The sequence below is a fragment of the Rhodococcus sp. SORGH_AS_0303 genome, assembly GCF_030819335.1.
Lineage (GTDB): Bacteria > Actinomycetota > Actinomycetes > Mycobacteriales > Mycobacteriaceae > Rhodococcoides.
The window spans coordinates 1550580-1574709 of sequence record NZ_JAUTBO010000001.1; the positions used below are offsets into that span (position 1 = coordinate 1550580).

General features: G+C 67.9%; 27 protein-coding genes and 1 pseudogene. 12 read left to right on the forward strand and 16 right to left on the reverse strand.

Translation table 11 applies throughout. From position 1 onward, the window contains the following. Window positions 1-18 precede the first annotated feature (18 nt). Entirely contained in the window at window positions 19-1521 is a 1503-nt protein-coding gene (locus tag QE449_RS07255) for an NAD(P)/FAD-dependent oxidoreductase (protein WP_056448723.1), read from the forward strand. Window positions 1522-1539: 18 nt separating this feature from the next. Here the strand turns inward: QE449_RS07255 and QE449_RS07260 are convergent, their stop codons facing one another. The 3 genes from QE449_RS07260 to QE449_RS07270 are packed head-to-tail and all read right to left on the reverse strand — an operon-like array spanning window position 1540 to window position 3754. Continuing rightward, complete coding sequence (locus QE449_RS07260; RefSeq protein WP_307092084.1) at window positions 1540-2193, reverse strand: enoyl-CoA hydratase-related protein; 654 nt, start codon at window positions 2191-2193, stop codon at window positions 1540-1542. Then, window positions 2190-2843: a TetR/AcrR family transcriptional regulator gene (locus QE449_RS07265; protein WP_027505553.1), complete on the reverse strand. Its 654-nt coding sequence runs from the start codon at window positions 2841-2843 to the stop codon at window positions 2190-2192. The genes QE449_RS07260 and QE449_RS07265 overlap by 4 nt, the downstream gene beginning before the upstream one ends. A 59-nt stretch (window positions 2844-2902) precedes the next feature. Continuing rightward, window positions 2903-3754, reverse strand: a complete 852-nt coding sequence (locus QE449_RS07270) for an NAD(P)-dependent oxidoreductase (RefSeq protein WP_027505554.1) — start codon at window positions 3752-3754, stop codon at window positions 2903-2905. A gap of 199 nt (window positions 3755-3953) precedes the next feature. On the opposite strand from QE449_RS07270, the gene QE449_RS07275 reads away from it, so the two are divergent. Beyond that, on the forward strand, window positions 3954-5234 hold the full coding sequence (locus QE449_RS07275; RefSeq protein ID WP_051613303.1) for an EAL domain-containing protein: 1281 nt from the start codon (window positions 3954-3956) through the stop codon (window positions 5232-5234). Between the two features lie 3 nt (window positions 5235-5237). Here QE449_RS07275 and QE449_RS07280 read toward each other — a convergent pair whose 3' ends face one another. The 3 genes from QE449_RS07280 to QE449_RS07290 all read right to left on the reverse strand — a co-directional run bounded on the left by QE449_RS07280 (window position 5238) and on the right by QE449_RS07290 (window position 7632). After that, complete coding sequence (locus QE449_RS07280) at window positions 5238-5708, reverse strand: MarR family winged helix-turn-helix transcriptional regulator (protein WP_027505555.1); 471 nt, start codon at window positions 5706-5708, stop codon at window positions 5238-5240. Between the two features lie 30 nt (window positions 5709-5738). After that, entirely contained in the window at window positions 5739-6956 is a 1218-nt protein-coding gene (locus tag QE449_RS07285; RefSeq protein WP_307092087.1) for an FAD-dependent monooxygenase, read from the reverse strand. A gap of 100 nt (window positions 6957-7056) precedes the next feature. After that, a complete protein-coding gene (locus QE449_RS07290; protein WP_307108555.1) occupies window positions 7057-7632 on the reverse strand; it encodes a TetR/AcrR family transcriptional regulator in 576 nt (191 codons plus the stop codon). 98 nt (window positions 7633-7730) lie between these two features. Here QE449_RS07290 and QE449_RS07295 point away from each other — a divergent pair, with 98 nt between their 5' ends. After that, window positions 7731-8351, forward strand: a complete 621-nt coding sequence (locus QE449_RS07295; protein ID WP_307092091.1) for an NAD(P)H-dependent oxidoreductase — start codon at window positions 7731-7733, stop codon at window positions 8349-8351. Window positions 8352-8360: 9 nt separating this feature from the next. On the opposite strand, the pseudogene QE449_RS07300 reads toward QE449_RS07295, so the two are convergent. Then, window positions 8361-9336, reverse strand: a pseudogene (locus tag QE449_RS07300) (IS481 family transposase). A 105-nt stretch (window positions 9337-9441) separates the two neighbouring features. Then, window positions 9442-9783: a hypothetical protein gene (locus QE449_RS07305; RefSeq protein WP_307108556.1), complete on the reverse strand. Its 342-nt coding sequence runs from the start codon at window positions 9781-9783 to the stop codon at window positions 9442-9444. A gap of 326 nt (window positions 9784-10109) precedes the next feature. Here QE449_RS07305 and QE449_RS07310 point away from each other — a divergent pair, with 326 nt between their 5' ends. Further along, window positions 10110-11057 carry an ABC transporter substrate-binding protein gene (locus QE449_RS07310; protein WP_307092095.1) on the forward strand — a complete coding sequence of 316 codons (948 nt, stop codon included), beginning with the start codon at window positions 10110-10112 and terminating at the stop codon, window positions 11055-11057. 154 nt (window positions 11058-11211) lie between these two features. Here QE449_RS07310 and QE449_RS07315 read toward each other — a convergent pair whose 3' ends face one another. The 4 genes from QE449_RS07315 to QE449_RS07330 are packed head-to-tail and all read right to left on the reverse strand — an operon-like array spanning window position 11212 to window position 13683. Then, the gene (locus tag QE449_RS07315; RefSeq protein WP_307092096.1) at window positions 11212-11679 is read right to left on the reverse strand and encodes a preprotein translocase; all 468 of its coding nucleotides are present in this window, start codon (window positions 11677-11679) and stop codon (window positions 11212-11214) included. Continuing rightward, the gene (gene tatC, locus QE449_RS07320) at window positions 11667-12449 is read right to left on the reverse strand and encodes a twin-arginine translocase subunit TatC (protein WP_307108557.1); all 783 of its coding nucleotides are present in this window, start codon (window positions 12447-12449) and stop codon (window positions 11667-11669) included. The genes QE449_RS07315 and tatC overlap by 13 nt, the downstream gene beginning before the upstream one ends. Beyond that, window positions 12446-12679, reverse strand: a complete 234-nt coding sequence (locus QE449_RS07325) for a twin-arginine translocase TatA/TatE family subunit (protein WP_027505561.1) — start codon at window positions 12677-12679, stop codon at window positions 12446-12448. Before QE449_RS07325 ends, tatC begins: the two co-directional genes overlap by 4 nt. Window positions 12680-12702: 23 nt before the next feature. Next, window positions 12703-13683, reverse strand: coding sequence for an intradiol ring-cleavage dioxygenase (locus tag QE449_RS07330; protein WP_307092102.1), 981 nt, complete (start codon window positions 13681-13683; stop codon window positions 12703-12705). A 161-nt stretch (window positions 13684-13844) separates the two neighbouring features. Between QE449_RS07330 and QE449_RS07335 the strand changes: the two genes are divergently transcribed. After that, window positions 13845-14180: a nuclear transport factor 2 family protein gene (locus tag QE449_RS07335; protein WP_307092104.1), complete on the forward strand. Its 336-nt coding sequence runs from the start codon at window positions 13845-13847 to the stop codon at window positions 14178-14180. Between the two features lie 12 nt (window positions 14181-14192). Further along, window positions 14193-15005, forward strand: a complete 813-nt coding sequence (locus QE449_RS07340; RefSeq protein WP_307092105.1) for a MerR family transcriptional regulator — start codon at window positions 14193-14195, stop codon at window positions 15003-15005. Between the two features lie 175 nt (window positions 15006-15180). Here the strand turns inward: QE449_RS07340 and QE449_RS07345 are convergent, their stop codons facing one another. The 3 genes from QE449_RS07345 to QE449_RS07355 all read right to left on the reverse strand — a co-directional run bounded on the left by QE449_RS07345 (window position 15181) and on the right by QE449_RS07355 (window position 16990). Continuing rightward, entirely contained in the window at window positions 15181-15516 is a 336-nt protein-coding gene (locus QE449_RS07345; protein ID WP_307092107.1) for a hypothetical protein, read from the reverse strand. 218 nt (window positions 15517-15734) lie between these two features. Further along, a complete protein-coding gene (locus QE449_RS07350) occupies window positions 15735-15920 on the reverse strand; it encodes a hypothetical protein (RefSeq protein ID WP_307108558.1) in 186 nt (61 codons plus the stop codon). A gap of 86 nt (window positions 15921-16006) precedes the next feature. After that, window positions 16007-16990 (reverse strand): bile acid:sodium symporter, encoded by a 984-nt coding sequence (locus QE449_RS07355; RefSeq protein ID WP_307092111.1) that lies wholly within the window; start codon window positions 16988-16990, stop codon window positions 16007-16009. Window positions 16991-17060: 70 nt separating this feature from the next. Between QE449_RS07355 and QE449_RS07360 the strand changes: the two genes are divergently transcribed. Together QE449_RS07360 and QE449_RS07365 are read left to right on the forward strand one after the other, a co-directional pair. Next, a complete protein-coding gene (locus QE449_RS07360) occupies window positions 17061-17390 on the forward strand; it encodes a helix-turn-helix transcriptional regulator (protein ID WP_027505568.1) in 330 nt (109 codons plus the stop codon). Beyond that, a complete protein-coding gene (locus tag QE449_RS07365; RefSeq protein WP_037185696.1) occupies window positions 17390-18043 on the forward strand; it encodes a cation transporter in 654 nt (217 codons plus the stop codon). Before QE449_RS07360 ends, QE449_RS07365 begins: the two co-directional genes overlap by 1 nt. 63 nt (window positions 18044-18106) lie before the next feature. Here the strand turns inward: QE449_RS07365 and QE449_RS07370 are convergent, their stop codons facing one another. Then, window positions 18107-19075, reverse strand: coding sequence for a GlxA family transcriptional regulator (locus tag QE449_RS07370; protein ID WP_307092116.1), 969 nt, complete (start codon window positions 19073-19075; stop codon window positions 18107-18109). A 154-nt stretch (window positions 19076-19229) separates the two neighbouring features. Between QE449_RS07370 and QE449_RS07375 the strand changes: the two genes are divergently transcribed. Genes QE449_RS07375 through QE449_RS07390 form a run of 4 tightly spaced genes read left to right on the forward strand, consistent with a single transcriptional unit; the run spans window position 19230 to window position 24085 of the window. Further along, window positions 19230-19862 (forward strand): isochorismatase family protein, encoded by a 633-nt coding sequence (locus QE449_RS07375; protein ID WP_307092118.1) that lies wholly within the window; start codon window positions 19230-19232, stop codon window positions 19860-19862. A 33-nt stretch (window positions 19863-19895) separates the two neighbouring features. Next, window positions 19896-20546, forward strand: coding sequence for a dihydrofolate reductase family protein (locus QE449_RS07380; RefSeq protein WP_222649414.1), 651 nt, complete (start codon window positions 19896-19898; stop codon window positions 20544-20546). A gap of 31 nt (window positions 20547-20577) precedes the next feature. Next, the gene (locus QE449_RS07385) at window positions 20578-23358 is read left to right on the forward strand and encodes an AAA family ATPase (protein WP_307108559.1); all 2781 of its coding nucleotides are present in this window, start codon (window positions 20578-20580) and stop codon (window positions 23356-23358) included. Further along, complete coding sequence (locus QE449_RS07390; RefSeq protein ID WP_307108560.1) at window positions 23327-24085, forward strand: hypothetical protein; 759 nt, start codon at window positions 23327-23329, stop codon at window positions 24083-24085. The genes QE449_RS07385 and QE449_RS07390 overlap by 32 nt, the downstream gene beginning before the upstream one ends. Window positions 24086-24130 lie beyond the last annotated feature (45 nt).

Consider the following 24130-nt stretch of genomic DNA (forward strand, 5'->3'; position numbering starts at 1 on the left):
CGTCGAAGAAGGGGCCTCATGCCCGACACGTCACCGCGCAGGCACCACGAGATCGTCATCGTCGGCGGAGGCTTCTCCGGCCTGGGTACCGCTATCGCGCTCCGCAAGGCCGGTTTCGACGATCTTCTCATCGTCGACGACGGTGACGGTCCCGGCGGCACGTGGCAGTGGAACACCTATCCGGGCGTGGCGGTCGACATCCCGTCCTTCAGCTACCAGTTCTCGTTTGCTCAGCGATCCACCTGGTCGCGCAGCTACGCCCCCGGCCGCGAGTTGCGTGCCTACGCCGAGCAGATCGTCGACGAGTACGGCCTGGCGCCTCATCTGCAGTTCGGCACGCGCGTACACGGGGCCTCGTTCGATGCGCCGTCCGCGACGTGGTCGATCTCGACCAGCGCCGGCGACGTGACGGCACGCTGGTTGATCCACGCGGGCGGGCCGCTGAGCCAGCCCAAGCTCCCCGACATCGAGGGCATCGACACCTTCGAGGGCGCGACGATGCACACCAGCCGGTGGAACCACGAGGTCTCGCTGGCCGGTAAGCGGGTCGGCATCATCGGTACCGGCGCGACGGCGGTGCAGGTGGTCCCGGAGATCGCACCGGAGGTGGACCATCTGACGGTGTTTCAACGCACGCCCATCTGGTGCCTGCCGAAGCCGGACTTCCCGCTCGGCCGGATGGGACGGGCGAGTCTCGAGACAGTCCCCGGAGTCCGGCAGATCGCCCGCCTGGCGAGCCAGGCGTTCGTCGAGGCGACGTTCCCGGTGCTGGCGCACTTTCACAAGTGGGTTCCCGCCACCGCGGCTCTCCAGGTCGCCGCGCGTCGGTACATCGCCGCACAGGTACACGATCCGGCCACACGGGACGCCCTGACTCCGACCTACGCGCTCGGGTGCAAACGGCCGAGTTTCCACAACTCGTATCTCTCGACGTTCAACCGGGACAACGTCTCTCTGCAGACGACGTCCATCGAGGCGATCACGCCCGGCGGCATCCGCACGAGCGACGGCGTGCAGCACGAGCTCGACGTGTTGGTCCTCGCCACCGGATTCAAGGTCACCGACAGGGACGCACTGCCGACGTATCCGCTCACCTCCGCCGACGGCACCGATCTGGCGGAGCACTGGGACGCCGAGAGGTTCCACACCTATCAGGGCGTCGCGACTGCGGGCTTTCCGAACTTCTTCACCGTCTTCGGCCCCTACGGATACAACGGCGCCTCGTTCTTCACCCTGGTCGAGAACAGTGCCGCGCACATCGTGCGTGTCCTGACCGAGGCTCGTCGACGCCGGGCCACCTTCGCCGAGGTGACCTCGGCGGCGCAGGAGCAGTACATGAGCGCGATACTGGCACGTCGGTCGTGGCAGGTCTTCACCGATCCGACGTGTGCCGGCGCCAACAGCTACTACTTCACCGCGAACGGGGACGTGCCGTTCCGGGCGTCGACCACTCCCGAGGCGGCATGGCGCAGCCGCCGATTCCCCCTGGCCGACTACGCCTTCGGTGGACGGGCGGGCTGATCGCCGCCGAGGTCGAACTCAGCTCGCGCGCAGAGCCGCGACGACCGGCGCGAACATGGTGGTCTTGATCGCGCCGAGGGTGCCGCGGTCCTTGCCGGCAATGGGCGTGATCCGCTCGATCGCGGCACCGACGACCTCGTCGTCGGGGGCGATGGCGTCGACGAGTCTCGCGGCCAGTGCGTCGTCGCCGCCGTAACGGTGCCCCGTGGTCATCGCGACGACGGCGTCCTGCGGTGACAGCTTCGCCTGGATCAGCGCCGCCATGCCCGGGGTGAAAGGAATGTCGATGTCGACCTCGGGGAAGCAGTAGTAACCGCGATCGGCTCGCATGGTGCGGAAGTCGTGCGCCAGAGCGAACATCGCGCCGGCGCCGAAGGCATGGCCGTTGACGGCGGCGACGGTGGGGAGCGGGAACGTCAGGATGCGGGCGAATAGAGCGTGCACGCGGCCGACGTACCAGTCGGCGCGCTCGCCGTTGGCCATGAGCCAGTCGAGGTCGAGTCCGTTGGAGTAGAACTTTCCGGTGCCGACGGTGACGAGTCCGCGGGCGTCGGCTTCGACCGTGTCGAGCTGGGCGCCGACGGTGTCGAGCCAGTCCGGGGAGAAGCGATTCTCGTCGTCCCCGAGGGTGAGGACGGCGATGCCGTCGCGGAGGTCGAGGGTGGCGGTCATGAGGAGGCCTTTCGTGTGGGCGGGGCGTGATCCGTGGTCGGTGGGGGCAGGGCGAGAATGCCGCGGACGGCGGCGGCAAGTCGTTCCCGGGCGGCGATGTCGGGTGATGTGGTGCCGCGCAGCAACAGTGCTGTCGGGAGCCCGACGACGCAGTCCTTGACGACGGCGACGCTCTCACGATCGGCGCGGTTCCACAGGGCTCGGGAGAGTTGGACGAGCAGTGCGGCCAGTGTCTCGTCGAGGGTGCGCAGGTCTGCGGCGACCTCGTCGGGCAGGTCGTCGGTGCCCAACAGCTCTCGCCGCGAGACCGTCATGAGAAACCGTGCTGCGACGGGTGATTCGGCAAGGAAGGCAGCCGGTGCGTCTGCGGCCGCCACGACGGCCCGGACGGCGGAGTCACGTCCGGGTCGGTGCTCGAGTGCCGTGGTCACCGCATCGTTCTGCAGAGTGAGCATCCGACGTGCGTCACGGACCCACACTCGTCCGAGGAGGCCCGCTCGTGACCCGAACGCATGATAGATGGCGCCGTTGGAGATCGAGGTGCGCTCCGACATCGCGCGGATCGTGACGGCGGAGGCGCCGGAGTCGACCGCCAGCGACTCGGCGGCGTCCATCAGCGCGTCGAGGTCGTGGAGGCGGGGGCGAGGCACCACCGAACCATACCAGAGCATGTGCTCTGTTACGGCACGGTGGTCGCCGGCGGGCTGCCTCAGGCGGGTGGTCGGTAGCCCGGGGGATTGGGCTCGTCGACCCAGATGTCCACTGCGAGTTCGCCTCCCGGCGTGCAGTCGTATGCCGACAGGTCGGTCACGCCCGACTCCAGCAGGACGTCCTCGCACAGCAGAGTCTGTCCCGTGTAGTCGCGGGCCGGTCTGCTCAGCACCGCGTACGCCGCGTCCGCGTAGATCTCGGGCTTCCGTGCCTCGCTCATCGCCTTGTCGCCGCCGAGCAGGTTCTGCACCGCGGCGGTCGCGATGAACGTGCGAGGCCACAGCGTGTTCGATGCGATGCCGATCTCCCGCATCTCCTCCGCGATTCCCAGGGCGCACAACGTCATCCCGAACTTGGCCATCATGTAGGGGGTCGGCACGAGCCACCGTTGTTCGAGGCGCAAGGGCGGTGAGAGCGTGAGGACGTGCGGGTTGTCGCGGCCCTTCATGTGGGGCAGGCACGCCTGCGACACGGCGTACGTCCCGCGCACCTGGATGCCGTTCATCAGATCGAACTGTTTGAGAGCAACCTCGTCGATGGATCCGAGGTTGATCGCCGAGGCGTTGTTGATGCAGATGTCGATGCCACCAAACTGCTCCACGGCGGCGCCGACGGCGGCCTGCACCGCCTCGCCGTCACGAACGTCTCCGACGATGGGCAGCGCCTGCCCGCCCGCCTCCTCGATCTCCGCGGCCGCGGTGTGCACGGTCCCGTCGAGCTTGGGGTGGGGTTCGGCAGTCTTGGCCAGCAGCGCGATGGTGGCGCCGTCCGCTGCGAGGCGCTTCGCGATGGCCAGCCCGATTCCGCGGCTGGCCCCGGAGATGAACACGGTCTTACCCGAGAAAGTCATGAGGCATCCGTCCTTCGTCGATGTCGCGGTGAACGGTGAGTACCGCGGACACCTCGGACCGTAGCAGAGCGGATGCTCGGTTACTCGAACCCCGATCAGCGTCCCGACATGCGCAGGACCCGTAGGCTGGGGGTGATCACAGTCGCTCCGTAGTCGAGCGGCGGCGGACCAACCCCGGAAGTCCGTCGGAGAGGGTGGCGTGCAGCGCATCGTCGATCCCGAATCCCGCGCGGTCGAGGCCGTCCTGGCGGACGTGTGGGGAGCGCGATCGGTGTATCAGCCGATCGTCGACCTGGACTCCGGGGTGGTGGTCGGTTACGAGGCATTGGCTCGGTGGCCCGCGGTACCCGGTGTGGATGTCGGACGGGTATTCGACGAGGCGGCGGATCGAGGTGTGGTGCGTGAGCTCGACTGGGCATGCCGACTGGCCGCACTCTCCGGTGCCGCGGAGGCCGGTCTGAGTACCGAGTACAGCGTCTTCATCAACGTCGAACCGCACAACGGGCCCGTCATACCCGACTTCGCACGGAGAATGCTCGACAGCTTCGACCGGCCGATCAACGTCGTGATCGAACTGACCGAGAGGTCGCTGCTGTCCGATCCCGCCACGTTGCTGGCGGTGGTCGACGCTGCTCGACGACTCGGGTGCTCGGTGGCCCTCGACGACGTCGGGGCCAACGAGGCCACGGTCACCATGCTGGAGTTCGTGGCACCGGACATCATCAAGTTGGACTGCACGCTGGTGCAGTCCGATCCGAGTCCGGCACAAGCGCGTGTCATCGCTGCGGTGCGTGCGCACGCCGAGTTCACCGGCGCGACGATTCTCGCCGAGGGTGTGGAGAACGAGGAGCATCTGGCCCGTGCCAGAGCGCTCGGTGCCACCCTGGGGCAGGGCTGGTTGTTCGGCCGACCCGCGGCGTTGCCGTCCGACACGTCGCGACGCCGCGACGTTCTCGACCGGACGCCGTCGGTGGTGTCACGTAGACGGTCGTCGGCCGGTTCCGCAGTGCCGGAGGTGCCGTCCGACCTGTTCGGGGAGATCCCACCCCTGGTGGGGCGAAAAGCGTTCGTGCTGAGCATGGCTCGTGAGATCGAGGACCACGCCCGCGGCGCTGTGGACCCACTCATCGTGCTCTCGGCATTCCAACGTGCCCGGTGGTTCGCGCCGAACGTGGTCGACCGGTACGCCGATCTCGCGGCCCTGCACCCGTTCATCGCCGCGCTGGGGGTGGGCCTGCCGGACGAGCCGGCCCCCGGAGTGCGCGGTGCCGCACTGGATGCAACAGAACGATTCTCGGGCGAGTGGACGGTGACGGCGGTGGGCCGGCACTACTTCGCGGCGCTGATCGCTCGCGACCTCGGCGATGTAGACGTTCCCGACGCCGATCGGCGATTCGAGTTCATCCTCACGCACGACCGTCGTCTGGTCGTGTCGGCGGCACGGTCGCTGATGAGGCGCGTGCTGCCGTCTCGCGGATGATCCTCACGCGTCCTCGACGTGACCTTCCGCGTCGGAGACCCCCGGCAGCACATCGGCGAATCGAACGAGGAATTCGCTGATCGCGTCCACGGTGTCGGCGTCGTAGTCCCCGAGTGCAGTGTCGAGCGCCGCCGAGGACCGTCGAAGAAAGGGGTCGATCCGCTCGTGGGCGGCCTCGGTGGCCCGCAGCGTCACCGATCTGCGGTCTCTGCTCTCGCGGTTGCGGGAAACGAACCCCCTCTCTTCCAGCCGGTTGATCAACGCCGTGGTGGCACCGGAGGTGAGGCCCACCCGCCGCGACAGCGCCGCGGGAGTCAGCGGGCTGCCTTCGCGTTCGGCCCAGATCACCTCTCCCAGTGCGGTTCCGTCCGTGGTCGGCAGGTCCATCCAGCGGGCGAGGAGATGCGCCGATTCCTGGTACCTCACCGCGTACAGCCGGAGGGCCTGGAGAACGCGCGTCTGGGGTGAGGTCATCGGTGGGTGGTCTTTCCCGCGTGGGCGATGTCAGGCACGGAGATGAGGGTATTCCGCGAGGCGGGGAACATGCTTCTCGCTCGTCAGGAGGGTCGACTGGAACAGTCTGCGCACCGGCGCCGAAGCCGCCACGCGGTGGCCGACGCGGAGTGCCCGCACTCCCGTGGGAGACATCGGATGCAGCAGCTTCGCGCCGCCGCGGGGGAGTCCTTGCGCGCTGTCGGCGTAGCCACGCATGAGCTCCTCGTAGCGAGCGAAGGCGAGGTCCGGTCGATCGGGGTGCGCGGCCAACTCGCCGGTGAGGATGTGCGCTCCGACCAGGGAGAGTGTGGTGCCCATTCCGGTCGGACCCGAGCCCCACGCGGCATCCCCGACGAGCGCCACCCTGCCCTTGCTCCAGGTGGAGACGAGTACCTGTTCCATGCGCTGGGTGTAGAACTCGTCCGGCCGGGCCGCGAACCCCGCCACGATGCGGTCCGTCTGCCATCCGGCACCGCGGAACCGTTCACGCAGAATCTCCACTTGGGTTGCCACGGGCAGTTTCTCGAAGCCGAACGGCTCGGACCGGAAGGACATGCTCGCTCTGATGGTGCCCTCGTTGTCCGGCCTGACGGACGCGACGCGTCCGCGGGTCGCCGTGTACCAGTCCCACGTGTTCACGTCCTCGGGACGCCGATCGAGGGTGCCGTAGGTGATGCTCACACCGAAGTCGCGCAGTTCGGTCTCGGCTCCGAATATCAGGCGCCGTGTGCGAGAACTGCGTCCTTCGGCGACGAGCACCAGGTCGAAGCGCTCGGTGGATCCGCTGTCGAAGGTCACGTCGACACCGGAGGCATCCTGCTCGACGGCGGAGATGAAGTCACCGAAGCGGCGTTCGACACTGTCGGGGACCGCGTCGACGAGGATCTGCGCCAGTCGGCCCCGCAGGATCTCGATTTCCGCGGTGGGGCCGTCGCGACCCTCCTCGCGAGGGAAGACTGCGGAGGGTTCTCCGCGCTCGTCGACGAAGCGGGTGCCTTCTTCCCCGGTGAGGTGCTCCATGATCGAGTGATCGACACCCATGCGTCGGACGATCTCTCGGCCGAGGCCGCGAATGTCGATGTTCTGTCCCGTCTCACGCGGCGACGCCGACCGTTCGAGAAGGGTGACGTCGAAACCGGTGCGTGCAAGCCCCCATGCGAGGGTCGGGCCGGCAACACTCGCGCCGGTGACGAGGACGCGGACGGGGTGCTGCTGTGAGGCGGTCACGGTCGAGCCTTTCGATGGGGGGTCGAGGCCGACCCGCCACCACTATAACTTCACTGTGAAGTAACTTCACCATGAAGAGTATTTTGCGACCTCGTCTCGGTCAGTCGGCGACGCGTCGACGGCTGCGTTCCACTCCGTCGACGATGGTCGCCGTCAGTTCGTCGTACGCCTCCCGGGTGTCCAAGTTTCCCGCAGCTGCTTCTGCCGAGAGTGCCTCCGCTGCACCGAGAACGGCGGTCAAGGTCGACGCCGGAAGCACTCCCTCGGCGAACGGTTCGAGGAATGATCGACACCGATCCGAGTAGGCGGCGTCAGACCGGCGCTTGTAGTCGGCCAACTCGGGTGCGCCTTCCAGGGCCGCGGCGACGCCCGCCAGTTCGCGCCCGTGGGTGACCACGCAGTCGACGTGCGCCGTGGCGATGGCGCGCGCTCGCTCGGCGAGTGAGTGCTCGACCGCGTCGAGCGCCTGCTCCAGTGCGAGTGTCTGCGTCGCGTCGTACGCCTCGAACAAGGCCACCAGCAAGGCTGCGCGTGAGGGAAAGTGACTGTAGACAACAGGTTTGGTGATACCGGCCGCGTGCGCGAGTCGACCCAGCGTCAGTGCGTCGGCGCCTTCCTCGCGCACGATCGTCCAGGCCAGGGTCACCAGTTGCCCGTGGCGATCCTCTCTCGTCATTCGCACCCGTGTCATCGACACCGCCCCGTCTCCTATGTACCGTTGGTAACCTACCATCGGTAACCTACTGATGGTACATCCCGACCGAGAGGATCGTCATGACCGCGCTCGTCGTCGTCGCTCACCCCGACCCCACGTCCTTCACCCAGCGTCTCGCTCGCTCCGTCGCCGACCGACTCGCCGAGGACGCCGTGTCCACCGCTGTCGCCGACCTTCATGCCGAGGGCTTCGATCCACGGTTCTCGCTCGAGGACCGCGCCGGATATCCGGCGGGTGGGACTCCTCCTGCGGATGTGCTCGCCGAACAGCGTCGCCTGGACGGTGTCGACGACCTGGTTCTGGTCTTTCCGGTCTACTGGTGGTCGATGCCCGCGCTCCTCAAGGGGTGGGTCGATCGCGTCTTCACCGACGGGTGGGCATTCGACACCGGAGTCACGCCGACCGGACGCAGGCTCGACCACCTGACCGTGCATCTGGCCATGGTCGCGGGGGAGGACGCCGAGGGCTTCGCGAAGCGCGGCTACGACACCGCCCTGTCCACCCAGATCATCACTGGCATTCTCGGATACACCGGCGCGCGAACCGGGCACACGGGAATCGTCCACGACGCGGAGTCGCGCTCACGTGACTCTCTCGCCCGGGAAGCGCGGGCGATCGTGGACGGCGTGGCGGCCCGGGTCCGTTCCTCGGCGGCGGAGGCTTCCGGTGCGCGGGCGTGAACTCGGTGGCTAGGTGTTCTTCGCGGGGAGGTTGTGGACGGTGAGTCGCTCGATGGGTGACTTGCCGTCGATGCCTGTGTGGGGTCGGTGGTGATTGTAGTGATGGACCCAGTCCTGGTAGGTCGCTGCGCGGGCTTCGTCGGAGAGGTAGGTGTGGGCGTAGGCCCATTCCTGGTTCAGGGTGCGGTTGAACCGTTCGACTTTGCCGTTGGTCTGCGGCCGGTAGGGCCGGGTGCGCTTGTGCACCACCGATCCGAGTGCTTCGGCGAACAGTGTTGACCGGTAACAGGATCCGTTGTCGGTGAGCACTCTGGCGATGGTGATGCCGTGGTCGGTGAAGTACGCAGCGGCGCGCCGGTAGAACCCGGCGGCGGTCTCCTTGCGTTCGTCACCGAGGATCTCGGAGTAGGCGAGCCGAGAGTGGTCGTCGACGGCGTGGTGGACGAACGCGTAGCCGCGGCCTTGTTTCTTGTTGTGCCGGTTGCCGATCGTGCGGCCGAGTTTGCGGTGCCCGCCGCCGTCGGGGATCCGGCCGAGTTTCTTGATGTCGATGTGGATCAGGTCGCCGGGGGCCGGGGTGTTCGTAGCGGCGGGGTGCGGGGCGGCGCACCGCCAGGCCGGTGTTCTGGTCCAGGTGGCGCAGCAGCGGCATCCGGTAGCGGGCCAGGACCGCGGAGACGGTGCTGCGCGGCAGGTGCAGGTGGTAGGCGATCCGGTGCGGTCCCCACCGGTTGGTGAAGCGCAGCGCCACGATTCGTCGTTCGGTGCGTCTCGGTGTGCGCGCGGGGCTGCGGCGGGGCCGGCTGGACCGGTCGATCATCGCCGGCGCCCCGCCGGCCCGGTACCGGTCGGCCCACTTCTTGGCGGTGCTCGGTGAGACCTGGAAGCGTTCGGCGGCCCGCCGGATGGACCAGTGGTCGTCGACGATCGAACTCGCGAGCTTCAATCGTCCCTTAGGGGTGAGGGAGGCGTTAGCGTGGGACACGAGGACCTCTCGGTTGTCGGTGCAGTTGTGGTAACCACACCGATACCGGAGGTCCTCACCTATCTGTTGTCGCCACGCCGTCCACAACGTCCCTGGCCATTACAGCTAGGCCACCGTGAAGCGAACCGTGTTGCCCGCGGGGTCGAGCAGGGTGGTGTTGAGTGGAGCGTCCGTGGTGAGGGTCAGTCCCGCTCGGCCGGAACCGATGTCGATCGCGATCTGCTCGGTCCACTTCCTGCCCGCGGGTGGGACCGTGCCGATGGCGGCCGACTCGAGATGGACCATCCAGGTCCCGCCTGTCGGCTTCGCGCCGCTGTAGGGATCCACGCGAGGTGCGTCGGTGTTGTTCAAGTTCACGTAGACGGCCAGTGGGCACGCGTCGGTGACGAACGTCCTCCAGGTCAGAGTGACTACGGCGATGCCGGGCCTTTCGTGGGGTGTGTACACGTCGCCATCCACCTCGCCGGCGCACGGCAACGACATTCCCCGGCCCAGTGAGATGTTGTACGGGAAGGGTGTGAACTCCTGGTGGTGGGCCGATGCGAGGCCGGGTTATGTCGCGAGTACGCCGACGACTGCGGAACCTGTGACGGCCAGACGTCTGAACCACGAGGAAGACGCGAGTGGCACGATACGGGACGAAAGGGACCAGGGTGGTGGGTGAGCGCGAGTCCGGTCGGCGTTGCGGTGTCGTTGACGCATCGTGACCGTTCACACATGCTCGGGCCCGAGCTGGCACCACAATGCTGTCGGCCACCTCGCTACGGTGAGGCGTGCATTACCAATCCTTTACCAAAGTCTTCGCAGTTGCCGGTGCCGTCGCGGTGCTGACCGCCTGCAGTGCGGACGTCTCGGCCGACGACGCCACGGGCCGCACGGTCGACACCAGCCTGGGGGCCATCGTCGTCCCCGACGAGATCCAGTCGGTCGTGGTCATCGACGGGCGTCGGGATCTGGACATCGCCCTGTCCTTCGGCCTCCCTGTCGTCGGCATGCCCGTCGAGTCCGAGGCTCCGCCGGAGATCCCGGGGCCGTTGACGGCACCGACCCGAGACCTGCTGTCGCGGGGAGTCGCGGAGCTGTTCCCGCGCAACAGCATCGACATCGAAGCCGTGGCCGCAGCGGATCCCGACCTCATCATCGCGCGTGACGAGGTGGTCGAGGAGATCTACGACCAGTTGAGCGCCGTCGCGCCTGTGCTCCCCGTGGGGTCGACCGATTCCGGGGTGTCCTGGCAGGACGACGTGACCAGGGTCGGTGCGGCACTGGGTCGCGAGGACACGGCCGCCACCCTGCTCGACGAGTACTCGGACCGCGTCGCCGCGCTCCGACAACAACTCGCAGGACCTCTCGGTGACACGACGGTGCTGTCGATCGCCACCGGAGACGGCGGTGGCATCTCGATCAACAGGGAGCGAATCACCTCGCTGGTGCTGGAGGACGTCGGAGCTCGATTCGGACAGGCCTGGCAATCGGCTCGTCCCGAGGCCGACTTCGCAGCGGAGAACATCCCTGTCGCAGCGGATTCGGACGTTCTTCTCGCGGCCATCACGTCGAGTGACGATCTACGAGCACTGGAGTCGAATCGACTCTGGGCCGATCTGCCGGCTGTGCGGGACGGGCGGGTGGTGCGAACGGACAAGTTCACCAACGACGGTGGGCCGATCACAGCGCAGTGGTCACTCGACCTCGTCGAGCAGATGTACGGGTCGGCCGGCTGAGCGGTCACCGGCGCGGAGTGCTCGGCACAGGCGTCGTCGACCAGCTGCACGGGTCGCAGCGCACCACACCCCCTCCAGCCGGCTGAAGGGGGTGTGGACGACGTGGAACCCGTGCGGCGTCCCTCATGTCGAGCGACACTGCCGACTGGAAGCCCTACAGCGTCTCTCGCTGGAGGTCTTTCGCATCAGCGGCAGGCGCGTCTGCCTCCGTCACGAGTCTCGCAGCGATTCGTCGGGGGTCGTCGGCGGGCAACGAGGCGATGAGGGTGCGGACGGGGTGCGAGGACGGTCCTGTCACCAGGTACTTCTGGCCCGGCCGTATCCGCTCCGCCTGCTCGATCATCTCGTCGGTCACGACGGTCTTCGGGGTGGTGTCGTGGAGTGCGTTGCGCACGATGCGTCGTGGGTCGTACTGCCGTAGGTCGAGCGACTCCCACTCCGAACGGTGGAGCGGCACGCCCATCTCCCGCTCCGCCGTGGCGCGCGTCGTCTCGACGAACTGCTTCAGCGTTCGAATCGCGCGGGTGAGGTGGTGTGCGGAGCCGGGCAGCCGGCTCGGTCCGAGGACGAGGCCGGCGATGACGGCGACGAAGAACATCTTCTCGAGAGTCAGTCCGAACATGGGGTTCTCCCGATCGTGGTGGGGTTCGAGGTGAGTGCCCGCCGGTCGTGCACGGTGGTGATGGCCACGGCGGCTCCGAAGAGCGCCGACATCGGCAGTGCGACGAGAAACATCGACAGCACGTCGGCCGCCGGCGTGACGAGCGCGCTGAAGAGGGCGATGACGACGACGATGGTCCGCCAACTGCTGCGTAGCCGGTGGGCGGACAGGACTCCGAGGCAGTTGAGCATCACCAGCAGCACGGGCAGGACGAACGCGACCCCGGTGGCGAGGACGATCTTCATGACGAAGTCCACGTAGTAGGAGGCGTCGAGGATGGTGCTGTCCTCCTCGGAGGAGAAGCTCGCGAGGACGGTGACCATGCGGGGGAAGATGAGGAAGCCGAAGGCGCACCCGGCGGCGAACAGTGGCACCGCCGCCGCGGTGAAGCCGAGGACGTACTTCTTCTCCCGAGCCGTGAGGCCGGGGGTGAGGTAGGCGAACAGTTCTCGCAGCCAGACCGGGCTAGACAGGATGATTCCCGAGAAGAGGCCGATCCTCATCTGCAGTTCGAAGGCCCCGGTGACGGTGTCGTAGTTGAGGCTGGCCTGACGGGACTGCGCGAGTTCCTCCACCGGTGTGCGCAGGACGTCGAGGATCTGGTCGGAGAGTACGAAGCCGAGAATCACTCCGACGACCAGCGACACCGCCGCGCGGGTCGCGCGGCGGCGTGCCTCGCTGACATGCCCGGCGAGGGGCATCGTGCCTCGCGCGGCGGTGGTCGTGGTCATGAGGCGTGTCGGTACGGCACCGGGACGCCGTCCGCGGCGGTCGTGGTCGAGTCGACGGCGTCGACGCGTCCCGTCGACGGCGTGGGGGTGTCGTCGCGGACCTCGTCCTTGAGGATGCGCATGGACTGCCCGACGCCTTTGGCGAGGGAGGGGAGCTTGGTCGAGCCGAAGACGAGAAGCAGGATGGCGAGGACGATGAGTGCGTGCCAGCCGGTCAGGTTGTGCAACATGATGATTCCTTCTGTGTGAGTGGTCAGTTGGACGGTGCGGCGGGAGGGGTCCCGCCGCCCATGGGAGGTTGTCCGCCGCCGCCGGGCCCGCCCCCTGCGGGTGCTGCGCCGGCGGCGGGTTCGGTGGTGGTGTCGACGGCGACGGCCAGTGATCCGACGTAGCCGGAGGTGGGGTCGCCGGTGAAGGTGCCCATCTCGAGGCTGTGTCCGTCGCCGAACACGTTGTCGTTGTCGAGACTGCCGATCTGCGCGAGGTTCTCGGTCGACCCGGCGTAGGTGTCCAGCTGGTAGACGGCGTCGAGCATGTCCTGGGGGAAGGCGACCTGGGAGGTGGCTATCGCGTTGTCGGCGGTGGTGGCGGAGGCGACGTCCGGGTAGACCTCGAAGTGGATGTGCGTCCAGCGGCCGGAGTAGCAGGCCGGGACGATGGTCGTGAATGTCACGACGCCGGCGGCATCGGCGACCTGGACGCCGCGCAGATATGTTTCGTCCTCGATGCCGTCGGAGTACATCGAGTACTTGCCGGCTGCGTCGCAGTGCCACAGGTAGACGGCGGCGCCGGTGAAGGGGTTGTTGTCGTTCGCGAGGTCGGTGACGGTGAAGGTCATCGACAACGGGACTCCGGCGGCGACGGTGCCGCCGTCCAGGCTCGAGGTGACGTCGGCGCGGACGATTCCCGATTCCTCGAGGACGTTGACGCCGTTGCTTCCGTCGGCCGGGTAGGGGCCGTTGGTCTCATCGGGGATCTCGTTCGTGGCGACTGCGGCGGTGGCGACAGCGGTGGCGGTCGTGGTGCTCGCGGTGTCGGACGACCCCGAGCACGCGGCCAGGGCCAGTGCTCCGGCTCCGGCGCCGACGACGCTGAGGACTCTGCGGCGTGTGACGAGAGTGGCGATGTCGAAACCGACTCCCTGATCGACGACGTCATCGTCGGGCCGGGGGAGTGGGCGCCCGGCGTAGGTGGGCCCGTCGGGTGTGGGGGTGGGTTCCGGAACGGTGCTCATTGCGGTGGCTCCTCGGTTGTCGCGGTGTGCGTTTCGGTGTGGAGTCGATACTTCGTGAGGTTCCGGGGAGCGGCCTGCACGCCAGCTGTGAGGCACCCGGGAGTGTGTGTGGTCCGGCCACCACTTGACCTTCACCTCGGGGCAGGGCTGATTCTCGACGCATGACCACCACAGATGCTCCCGACGTCGTTCTCCGCTACCTCGACGCCGCCGACCGCGACGACAGCGACTCACTCACGTCATGCTTTGCTCCGGACGGAACTGTGACGGACGAAGGCCACACCTATCGGGGCCGCGACGAGATCCGCGCGTGGCGTGAGACCGTGGCCGGCCGCTACACCTACACCACGACTGTGACGGGGTCCGAGCTCGTCGATGCGAGGAATCATCGAGTCTCGGTTCGTATCGCCGGGAACTTCCCCGGTGGGGTGGCCGACCTCGTCTACCGATTCGAGCTCGCCGACGGCGTGATCGCACGGTTGACCATCGGTGGATGAGAGACTGGGTCCGTGGCGGCGCGGGTGACCATCGGCGAGTTCTCGACGATGACGAGACTGACGCGAAAAGCGTTGCGGCTCTATCACGATGCTGGCCTCCTGGCACCGGTCGACGTCGATCCGTCGAGCGGGTACCGCTATTACGACGTCTCCCAGGTCGCGAGTGCACAAGTGATCAAGCGACTGCGCGACCTCGACATGCCGCTTCCTGATGTGCGGTCCTACGTCACCGCCGAGAACGACAGTGTTCGGCGCAGTGTGCTCACGCAGCACCTCGATCGCCTGGAGTCGGAATTGCGGCGGACGCACGACGCGGTGTCGTCTCTCCGTGCACTGGTGAACGAGTCGACGACGTCGCCGTCGATCGAGATGCGGACCGACCCCCCGATCGTCGCCGTGGCCGTCAGCGGCACCGTGACGCTGTCCGGCGTCGCGGACTGGTGGAATACCGCGCACCACACCCTGATCGAGCGCCTGAGTAGTGCTGGGATCGAGGCTGTCGGGCCGCTCGGGGCCGACTTCGACAAGGAACTGTTCGCGGACGAGACGGGCTCCGCATCATTGTGGTACCCCGTCGACGCGGCGCGTGCCGCTCGGTGCGCTCTCGACGTGGTGACGGTTGCCGGAGGCCACTTCGCCGTGGCGCTGCACGACGGTCCGGACGCCCGGATCGACGAGACGTACTCTGCGCTCGGCACCCATGTCGCAGAGCACGGCATCGGACGAGAAGGACCCGTGCGTGAGCGCTATCCGCGAGGCGTCGTCTTCGAGGGTGAACTGGTGACGGAGATCGGCTGGCCGGTCCGGGACCCCACCGCGCTGTGACCGCGACCGTCAGGGTCCGGTTGCGCGCGTTGCGTGATGACGATTGTGAGTGGTGGTGATGACCACGCTCGGAACGTAGAGGGCGAGGACGTGTGGCCGACATTCACGGCGGACACCTGGAAATCGGTCCAGATGCGCAGCGCCGCAGCGACGACGAGGACGAGTGCTGCCGCGATCACGAGGTCACCCGACCCTCGACGGCCGAATTGTGGCGGCGTGTGATGACGACGTGGGGAAGAAAGTAGCCCATCGTCAGCACGGCCGCGCTCAGCGCGATGGGTCCCGCGAAGGAGTGTGGCCACAACGCCGGTCCGAGGTAGAAGCTGCCGAGCATCAGCGCGAAGACGCCGAACGCGCGAAGCAGGCGAATTCTCGTCGTGATCCGAGTCGCGGTGTTCTCATGTGTGAGCGACACAACGACTCGCGGGTTCTCCCGAGCCGTGACCTCGGCACCCACTGCAGCAAGAGTGCTGCCGATGACGACGAGCGCGACGGCCGGGATCACGGTCATCTGCTTCTCCTCACGTGGCGGATCTCCTCAACGTACCGATCGGTTCGTACGGCGGCTCCTCATGGCCCGTCTGTGGGCGGACGCCGCGCGGCGTCCACCAACAGCGATGCCTCGCGTAGCCCCAGCCCGGGGTGCGTCTCCCTCAGTGCTTTCACTGCCATCACTCTGGACGGCGCCGACGCCACGGCAGTATCGACGTCAGCACGCGGAACCTCGGCTTAATCGAGGGCAGGCGTTCGCCTCGTCGACCGGGCGCTGCCACCGAGGAACCACGCCCTGACGAGAGCCGTACCGGCGTTGGCGACGAGGACGACGCACGCTGCTGCTTTCGCGACATGCCACCACGACGGCGCCGAGACGAGCTCGGAGACCGCGTCGGGGAGGACGAGCGCGGCGAAGAACACCAGGAAAGAACGTCGTGCCCGCTTTCTCCACAGCAGGTCGTTCGAACCACGGGCGATCTGTCATACGTCCACCATCACACACGGCATCAGGTTCGCGCGGCGGGTACGAGCCTCGGAACCAGTCGCACGTAGACCACCATGCCGAGCAGCTCGACCAGTGTCTGTGTCACCACCACGATGGCAGCGAGGTCGAGTGCCGGCGGAAGGGCGAGGGCAAGGGGGAGAACGACGAGAGAGTTACGAGTCGCACCCGAGAAGACGAGTGCCCGTGTCGACGGCACGTCCTGACCGAACACCCGACCCACGCCGATGCCGGCCGGTGCCATGACCACGAGAAACGCGACGAAGACGAGGGCCGCGACGATGAGTCGGTCGAACTCGCCTCGGACCGAATCGATCTGCGACGCGACGACCACCGCGAGCGTCGCCATCATGAGGGGCACCATCGCGGCGGCCATCACGTCCATCAGCTGCAGGCCGACCCGATGCCGTCGGGCGAGTGCTTGCGTCAGTGCGGCCACCGTCAGAGGGACGACGATGAGCAGGATGAAGGCCTCCACGAACGGTGCCACGTCGATGACGGCCACCGTCTCGGATCCGGCGAACACCCACAGCCAGAGGGGAAGCAAGGCGACCTGCAGCAGCATCAGCAAGGGAGCGGCAGCGAGAAGCCGCGTCGACGCGGCACCCGCGAGCCCACTGAACACGATGACATAGTCGATACACGGAGCCAGCAGGACGAGCACGATGCCCACGAGTACCGCACTCTCGTCCGCGACGACCCGCGTGAGGGCGAGGACGACCACCGGGACCACCACGAAGTTGAGGACCGCGACGGCTGCGAGGAAGCGGACATCGCGGAGGGATCGACCGATCTCCGCGAACGGGACTGCCAGGAACGTCGCGTAGAGCAGGGCGACGAGTACCGGATCGATGGCGTGTTCGAAGGTCGGGGCGGTCTGCGGGAAGGTCAGCCCGGCAACGGCTCCGACGGCCAGTGCCGCGAGATACAGGCCGATCTGGTGTCTGTCCCACCACTGTGCGGCGGGGCTGTTCGCCCAGTCGGTCATGCGTCGACACTAAGCGAGGGAATCACTGATCAGCAATCCATGAATTCAGAATCAGCTGTACTGTGTCGCCATGGACGTTCTCACCCCGGTGGCCGCACTGGCTCGTTTCGGCCAGGCTCTGTCCGACGAGACTCGGACACGCGTGTTGCTCGCGCTTCGTGACGGACCCCGGTATCCCGCTGAGTTGGCGGACGAACTCGAGGTGAGTCGACAGAAGCTGTCCAACCACCTCGCCTGCCTTCGTGGCTGCGGTCTCGTCGTCGCGGTGCCGGACGGACGGCGATCACGGTACGAATTGGCGGACGCCACCGTCGGCGCGGCGCTGGGAGAATTGATGACCGTGGTTCTCGCAGTGGACCCCTCGCTGTGCGCCGCCAGCGCCGAGGACGGGTGTTGCTGATGGACACGAACGCCGACACGCTGTCGCGACGGCAGGTGGTGACTCGACGCGTCCGGTGGCTCGTCGCGGCCACCATCGCCTACAACATCGTGGAAGCCGCTGTGGCCGTCACAGAGGGTGTCCGGGTCTCGTCGACCGCGCTCATCGGGTTCGGGTTGGACTCCGTCATCGAGGTGTCCTCGGCCGCGGCGGTGGCATGGCAGTTCTCGGCGCGCGACCCCCGTGCGCGCGAGGCGATCACGCTCAGGGTCATCGCCTTCTCCTTCTTCGCGCTCGCGGCCTATGTCGCGGTCGACGCGGTGGCATCGTTGCTGGGTTCGCGTGACCCCGAACCGTCGACGGTCGGAATCGTGGTCACGGCGGTGAGCGTCGTGGTCATGCCGATGCTGTCGTGGGCCCAGCGACGAGCCGGTCGCGAACTCGGTTCTGCCACGGCGGTGGCCGATTCGAAGCAGACCCTTCTGTGCACGTACCTGTCGGCCGTCGTCCTCGTCGGGCTGGCGCTGCATGCGACTCTCGGATGGTCGTGGGCCGATCCCGTTGCTGCTCTTGTCATCTCGGTTCTTGCGGTGCGTGAGGGCAGAAATGCATGGAGGGGCGACGTCTGCTGCGAGTCACCGCGGTCGGGGTGTGGCGCAGCCACCAGCAGATGACCGCCATCACCCCCTCGAGGTCGACGCAGTCCACCATCCTTCCGGCCCGATCGGACCTTCCGGTCAGGCCGGGAGGTGCGCCCGATCGCGTGAGGTGAAGTGGCGGCGGTACTCCGACGGCGTGGTCGAGAAGGAGACGGCGAAGCGTTGACGAAACGTCACCGGGCTACCGAATCCGCACGCGGACGCCACGGCGTCGATGGACCAGTCCGTCGTCTCGAGCAGCCGCCGGCTCTCGTCGAGCCGACGTTCGAGAACCCACCGCGCGGGCGTCGCGCCCGTCGAGCGCGCAAAGTGACGAACGAAGCTGCGGCGGCTCATGCGCGCATGATCGGCCAGGCGGTCGATCGACAACTCCTCGTCGAGATGGCCGAGGATCCACTCCTGGACATCGGCGATGGTCGTGTCGGCGGCAGGTTCGCCGAGAGGCCGTTCGATGTACTGCGCCTGCCCACCCTCGCGGTGCGGTGCGATCACCAGCTGCCGCGCGACCCGAGTGGCGGCGGCGGCGCCCAGATGTTTTCGGACGAGGTGCAGACACGCGTCGATCGAGGAGACGGTTCCTGCCGAGGTGACGACGTCGCCGTGATCGATGTAGAGAACGGACGGGTCCACGGTGCTGCCGTCGCTGCGCTCCGCGAGGTCGGCGAGTGCAGCCCAGTGCGTCACGACGGAGCGTCCTTCCAGGAGGCCCGCATCGGCCACGGCGAAGGCGCCCAGACACAGGCCGACGATCACGGCGCCGCGCGAGTGTGCCTCGCGGACAGCGTGTCCGACGGTGTCGCCGAGACGCGGGAGCGACGTGTGCCAGGACGGCACGATCACGATGTCGGCCGTGGTGGTGACATCTGGACCCACCACGTCACCGAGCACGTATCCCTCGGAGGTCCTGATGCTGCCGGGCGAGTCCGACCACAGCGTCGTCTCCCAGTCGGATGCCAGACCCAGCCGCTGCACCTCGCCGAACACCATTAGCGGGGCGGCGAGGTGGAACATGGTGACGTCGTCGAACGCGTAGATCGCGATACGCACGGGTGACTCCTCCGATACAGAACTCGAGTTGGCTCGAATCCATCGTAAGCGTGCATACGTGCCACTGTTCTGCGACCGAAGGCGGGAGAACACTGAGGTGGTGGGTCGGCCCGGTCGGGCAGACCACGTCACACACCGTCAGGAAAGAGGAGACATGACACCACGCCGGGCACTGATCGTCGTCGATGTGCAGCAGGAGTACTTCTCGGGGCCCCTCGAGATCGCCTACCCGCCTCGCGTCGAGTCGCTCACCAACATCGTGTCGGCCATCGAAACGGCCGTCAACGCAGGAATTCCCGTCATCGCGGTACAGCACAGCATGCCCGAGGGTGCACCGGTCTTCGCCCCGGGCACCGACGGCTACGCCCTGCACCAGGACATCGAGTCGGCGCTGCCTGCGGGCGTCACACGCGTGCAGAAGCAGTACGGCAGCGTCTTCGCGGGAACGGACGTGGCCGAACAGCTTCGGGCCCGAGACGTCGACACGATCACGATCGTCGGCTTCATGACCAACAACTGTGACCTCGCGACTGCCGTCGAGGCCGAAGGTCTCGGCTTCGCGGCAGAGATCCTGTCGGACGCGTCCGGTGCGATCGACCTCTCCAACGCGGCGGGAACCGCGTCCGCGAAGGTCGTGCACACGACGCTCATGACGCTGCTGCACTCGAACTTCGCGGCGGTGGCCACGACGACCGCATGGTCCGACGCGGTGCGCGCAGAGACGCCGCTCGACAAGAGCAATCTCGTCGAGTCCGCGATGACCGGCCGTGACGCCGTGCGAGTCTGATCACCGACCACCTTCCTCGAGTCGGGAGCAGACATGACGCAGTTGTCGAGAGTGCAGAACTTCACCGTGTCCCGCGACGGGGTGGCCGCCGGCGTCGAGCAGAGCCTCGAGAACCCGTTCGGCCTGGACCATCGTGAGCTCATGTCGTGGTATCTCGGCACCGCGAGCATGCCGGGACGCCCCGGATCCGGCGGTACGCGCGGCCTCGACGACTACTTCGCTCGGGACTTCGCCAACAACATCGGTGCCGAGATCATGGGGCGCAACAAGTTCGGCCCACAACGCGGACCGTGGACCGATCACGAATGGCAGGGATGGTGGGGTGACGAGCCGCCGTTCCACACGCCGGTCTTCGTGATGACGCATCATGTGCGGCCGTCCCTCACCCTGTCCGACACCACGTTCCATTTCGTCGATGCCGGCCCGTCCGATGTCCTGACGCAGGCGAAGGCTGCGGCGAACGGTCGAGACGTCCGGATCGGTGGCGGTGTCACCACGGTCCGGGAGTTCCTCGACGCCGACCTCGTCGACACGCTGCACGTCGCGGTCGCACCCGTCGATCTCGGACCGGGCCTGGCGCTGTGGGAGTCCGCGGACGATCTGAACGATCGCTTCGAGCACGAGGTCGTTCCCAGCGCGAGCGGTGTCGTGCACCATCTGTTCTGGAGGCGCCATCAGACGTAAGGTTCCCGCCGACCCGGGATAACTTACAACTGTGTCGCTTCCTTCTCGTGCCGTGATCCGGCTCATCGGATCGCCGCGGGTGGAGAGCGACGCGGGCGTCGTCGACGTCCGGGCCTTCGGCGGACCTCGGTGTGCGACGGTGTTCTCGTATCTGGCGATGAATCACGGACGCGGTGTGGTGTACGGCGAGCTCGCCTCGGTGATCTGGTCGACCGATCGACCCACCACCTGGTCGTCGGCCGTTCGGAGCGTCCTGTCCAAGGTCCGCGAGCTGCTGGCGACGAGTGCAGCGCTGGCGGGCACCACCGTGTCCAGTCGATCAGGAGCGGTGACACTGACGCTCGGCCCCGCGGTGATCGTGGATCTGGACCTGGCGCGTCGGCACCTGGATCCCGATCACCACTCGGCGGATGCGCGTGCCGATCGCGCCGGTGAGTTGCTCGGCCTGCTCGACGCTCCACCTCTGGACGGCCTGCACGGAACCTGGGCCGACGAGGTTCGCACCGTGTTCGGCCGCATCCGTCTTCGTGCACTGGAGGTGGACGCCGCCGCCTCGCTCGAACTCGGTCGCCACGAGCACGCGCTGGCCCGAGCGCAGGAGCTGCTCGACTCGGACCCTTTCTGCGAGGCCGCCTACCGGGTCGCCATGCGTGCGCACGACGCCCTGGGAAACCGCGCTCGCGCCCTCGGTGTCGCCGAGCGGTGCCGCACCGTGCTGGCCACCGAACTCGGCGTGGAGATGTCCGCGGAGACCCAGCGAGTGTTCGTCGAGTTGCTCCGAGATCCCGACGCGATCGAGGTGACGACACCGTCGTCGTCGCAGATGGTCGTCGTCCCGGCTCGACGAGCGGAGGTGGACCGCGTCGGGGCCACTCCTCCGAGCGATTCGCCCTTGCTCGTGGGACGTACCAGGGAACTCGACGTCATCGCGTCGGCCGTCGAGGCGGCCGCGGGTGGGGCCGGTCAGCTCGTCGTCGTCTCCGGCGACGCCGGCGTCGGCAAGTCGACGGTGGTGACCGCGGCGCTGAACCGTGCCGACTCCGCCGGCGCCGACGTGCTCTACGGGCGGTGCAGCATGGACACGGTCGTCCCGTTCGAACCGTTCATCGACGCACTCGGGCGCGAGAACGACCGGAACGACGATGCTCCCGCCGCCTCCGCCGTCCGCGAGATGCTGACGACCGGGTGGGTCGACACGGATCGGTGGTCGGCCGAGGGACCCGACGCGGATCATCGCGCGATGCTCTCGTCGGCGATGGAACGGTGGTTGACCGGTCCCACCCGTCGTCGGGTGACGGTGTTCGCGATCGACGATCTGCAGTGGGCGTCGCAGGCCACGCTCTCCGTGCTGCGATTCCTCGTACACGCGGCGGGGCGCCATCGCCTCTGTGTGGTCGTGACGATGCGCGGAGCGCAGCTCGACGGTCCTGCGGCGGACCTGCGGTCGGCCCTACCACCGTCCTCGGTGCACACGGTATCGATCCCGGCCCTCACCCTCGAGGACGTGCAGGACTGGACGCGCCGGCGCGGCAGCACCTTGGACCCGATCTGGTTGCACGGCTGGACATCCGGATCACCGATCTTCCTCGAGGCCGTGTTCGACGCGCATCGGCGCGAGCCGGACGGACCGTCACCGGCGTCCCTGGCGGACGCCGTGCTGTGGGTCCTTCACCGCCTGACTCCGTCCGCGCGGGAGATCGTGACGCTGTGTGCTGTCGCGGGAGTCAGCGCCACGCGCGTCGTCGTGCGCACCGCGCTCGCCACCCTCGACGACCGTTCCTTCGCTCGGGCGCTCGACGAACTGGCCGCCGCCGGTCTGGTGATCGAGGAACGAGCGCAGGACGTCCTGCACCTACGCCACGCGCTGATCGTCGACGTCGTCGACGCCACGCTGTCCGGGGCCGATCGCGCAGCGGCGCATTCTGCCGTCGCGGCCGCACTCATCGGCTCGGGGGCCACGTCCACCGTCGACGAGCTCGCCAGGACCGCAGGTCACCTCGAACGAGCGCTCGACGCCGACCGGTCGGCGGCAGCGGAGTATCTCCGTCGTGCGGGCGAGAGGTCCTACGCCGTCGCGGCGTACGAGGACGCCGCCGAGTTCTTTCAGAGGGCGTCTGAGCGCAGCGTTCCCGGGGGCGACACCCGCGCACGATGCGAACTGTTCATCCGGCAGGGGCGTTCGCAGCGGCGTGCACTGGACCGCGGCTACGGCGCGACCCTGCTGGACGCCGCCGAGATGGCGCGCCGACTGGGCGATCTCGATCTGCTGCTGGACGCGCTCACCGCGGACGTCATCGACGGCATCGCCCTGTTCCAGCTCTACGAACCCGACCCGAGGCGGACGGAGCACCTGCGGACAGGGCTCGATGCTCTCGAGAGGGGCGGGGCGCGGTGCTTCCGGAGCTGCCTCCGAGCTCCTGACCCAGATGGTGGAGGAACTGGCATGGACCTCGACCGGATGGTCGGGTCGTGCTGCAGACCTCGCGCGCGCGGCCGACATGGCGCGCGGTGCAGGAGACGACGACGCCCTCGCCCACGCTCTGCGCGCCGTTCTCACCGGCCTGCGGCTGCCTCGCTTCCGGCAGCAGCGGGCCGAGGCGCTCGCCGAGCTGGTGCGACTGGTGGACCTCGGACCGGGGCACCTCGATCCGTCGCTCGCCGTCACCATGGCGCGGGCGCACATCGAGTCCGGCGAGCCGCGCGAGGCCGCCGCGGCTCTCGACGCCGTGTCGGCCACGCGGCTCGCGCTGGACGAGGAGGCACTCTGGACGGTGCAGTGCATGCGGGTCGGACTTCTCGTCACGACGGGTGAGTTGCGCCGTGCCGCAGAGGTTCTCGAGGGCGACGTTCGCCGCCCGCCGCCGGCGCCGATGGGGCGGCACACGTGGGGCCGGGAGATGAATGCCGTCTTCCTGCTCGGGATGTTCCGAGACGGGCTCGGCGAGTTCGCGGCGATGAAGCGGGACATGGAGCCACTCTTCGAGGCTCTCCCCGCCTATCGAGCAGCCTTCGCGTTGTCCGCCGTGGACAGCGGCGACACGGACGGCGCCCGATCCCTGGTGCAGTGGTTCGAGAACGGCAGACTGGCGGCGCTCTCCGTCGACACCTTGTGGCTCATCACCGTCGTCCTGGCGGCGCGCGCGGCCGCGGCGACGGCATCCACCGCGGTGTGCGAGGACGCGCTCGCACTGCTGGCTCCCTACGCCGATCACACCGTCCTGCTGACTCCCGGTGTCCTCGGAGTCGTTCACCACCATCTCGCCGACCTCTGCGCGGCACTCGGACGGTGGGACGACGCGCACGCTCACGTCCGGCGTGCCCGCGCCGCGCACGCCGCTCGCGGCTATCGGATGTGGGAGGCCGAGAGTGTGCTCCTCGCCGCGCGCATCGCGGTGTCCCGCGGCGAGCCCGTCGACGCGGTCGACGTTCGTGCGGCCCGGTCGACGGCGCGAGAGTGCGAGGCGGCGGCGTTGCTCGACCGTTTCGAGGAGATTCCGCTCGGCCCGGGCACTCCCGATCGACGGCCCCGACAGCCCTGAGGACCACGTCGGACTTGATAGCGTGTCGCTGATCGGGCAGTCGCG

Coding starts and splice junctions, on each gene's coding strand:
- QE449_RS07330 (WP_307092102.1), bottom strand. CDS start 13,683: ATGAGCACCGTTCCGGAACCCACCCCCACACCCGACGGGCCCACCTAC.
- QE449_RS07390 (WP_307108560.1), top strand. CDS start 23,327: ATGCGGGTCGGACTTCTCGTCACGACGGGTGAGTTGCGCCGTGCCGCA.
- QE449_RS07280 (WP_027505555.1), bottom strand. CDS start 5,708: ATGACCTCACCCCAGACGCGCGTTCTCCAGGCCCTCCGGCTGTACGCG.
- tatC (WP_307108557.1), bottom strand. CDS start 12,449: ATGACCACGACCACCGCCGCGCGAGGCACGATGCCCCTCGCCGGGCAT.
- QE449_RS07315 (WP_307092096.1), bottom strand. CDS start 11,679: ATGTTCGGACTGACTCTCGAGAAGATGTTCTTCGTCGCCGTCATCGCC.
- QE449_RS07380 (WP_222649414.1), top strand. CDS start 19,896: ATGACGCAGTTGTCGAGAGTGCAGAACTTCACCGTGTCCCGCGACGGG.
- QE449_RS07335 (WP_307092104.1), top strand. CDS start 13,845: ATGACCACCACAGATGCTCCCGACGTCGTTCTCCGCTACCTCGACGCC.
- QE449_RS07270 (WP_027505554.1), bottom strand. CDS start 3,754: ATGACTTTCTCGGGTAAGACCGTGTTCATCTCCGGGGCCAGCCGCGGA.
- QE449_RS07360 (WP_027505568.1), top strand. CDS start 17,061: ATGGACGTTCTCACCCCGGTGGCCGCACTGGCTCGTTTCGGCCAGGCT.
- QE449_RS07295 (WP_307092091.1), top strand. CDS start 7,731: ATGACCGCGCTCGTCGTCGTCGCTCACCCCGACCCCACGTCCTTCACC.
- QE449_RS07355 (WP_307092111.1), bottom strand. CDS start 16,990: ATGACCGACTGGGCGAACAGCCCCGCCGCACAGTGGTGGGACAGACAC.
- QE449_RS07345 (WP_307092107.1), bottom strand. CDS start 15,516: ATGACCGTGATCCCGGCCGTCGCGCTCGTCGTCATCGGCAGCACTCTT.
- QE449_RS07365 (WP_037185696.1), top strand. CDS start 17,390: ATGGACACGAACGCCGACACGCTGTCGCGACGGCAGGTGGTGACTCGA.
- QE449_RS07325 (WP_027505561.1), bottom strand. CDS start 12,679: ATGTTGCACAACCTGACCGGCTGGCACGCACTCATCGTCCTCGCCATC.
- QE449_RS07255 (WP_056448723.1), top strand. CDS start 19: ATGCCCGACACGTCACCGCGCAGGCACCACGAGATCGTCATCGTCGGC.
- QE449_RS07260 (WP_307092084.1), bottom strand. CDS start 2,193: ATGACCGCCACCCTCGACCTCCGCGACGGCATCGCCGTCCTCACCCTC.
- QE449_RS07290 (WP_307108555.1), bottom strand. CDS start 7,632: ATGACGAGAGAGGATCGCCACGGGCAACTGGTGACCCTGGCCTGGACG.
- QE449_RS07375 (WP_307092118.1), top strand. CDS start 19,230: ATGACACCACGCCGGGCACTGATCGTCGTCGATGTGCAGCAGGAGTAC.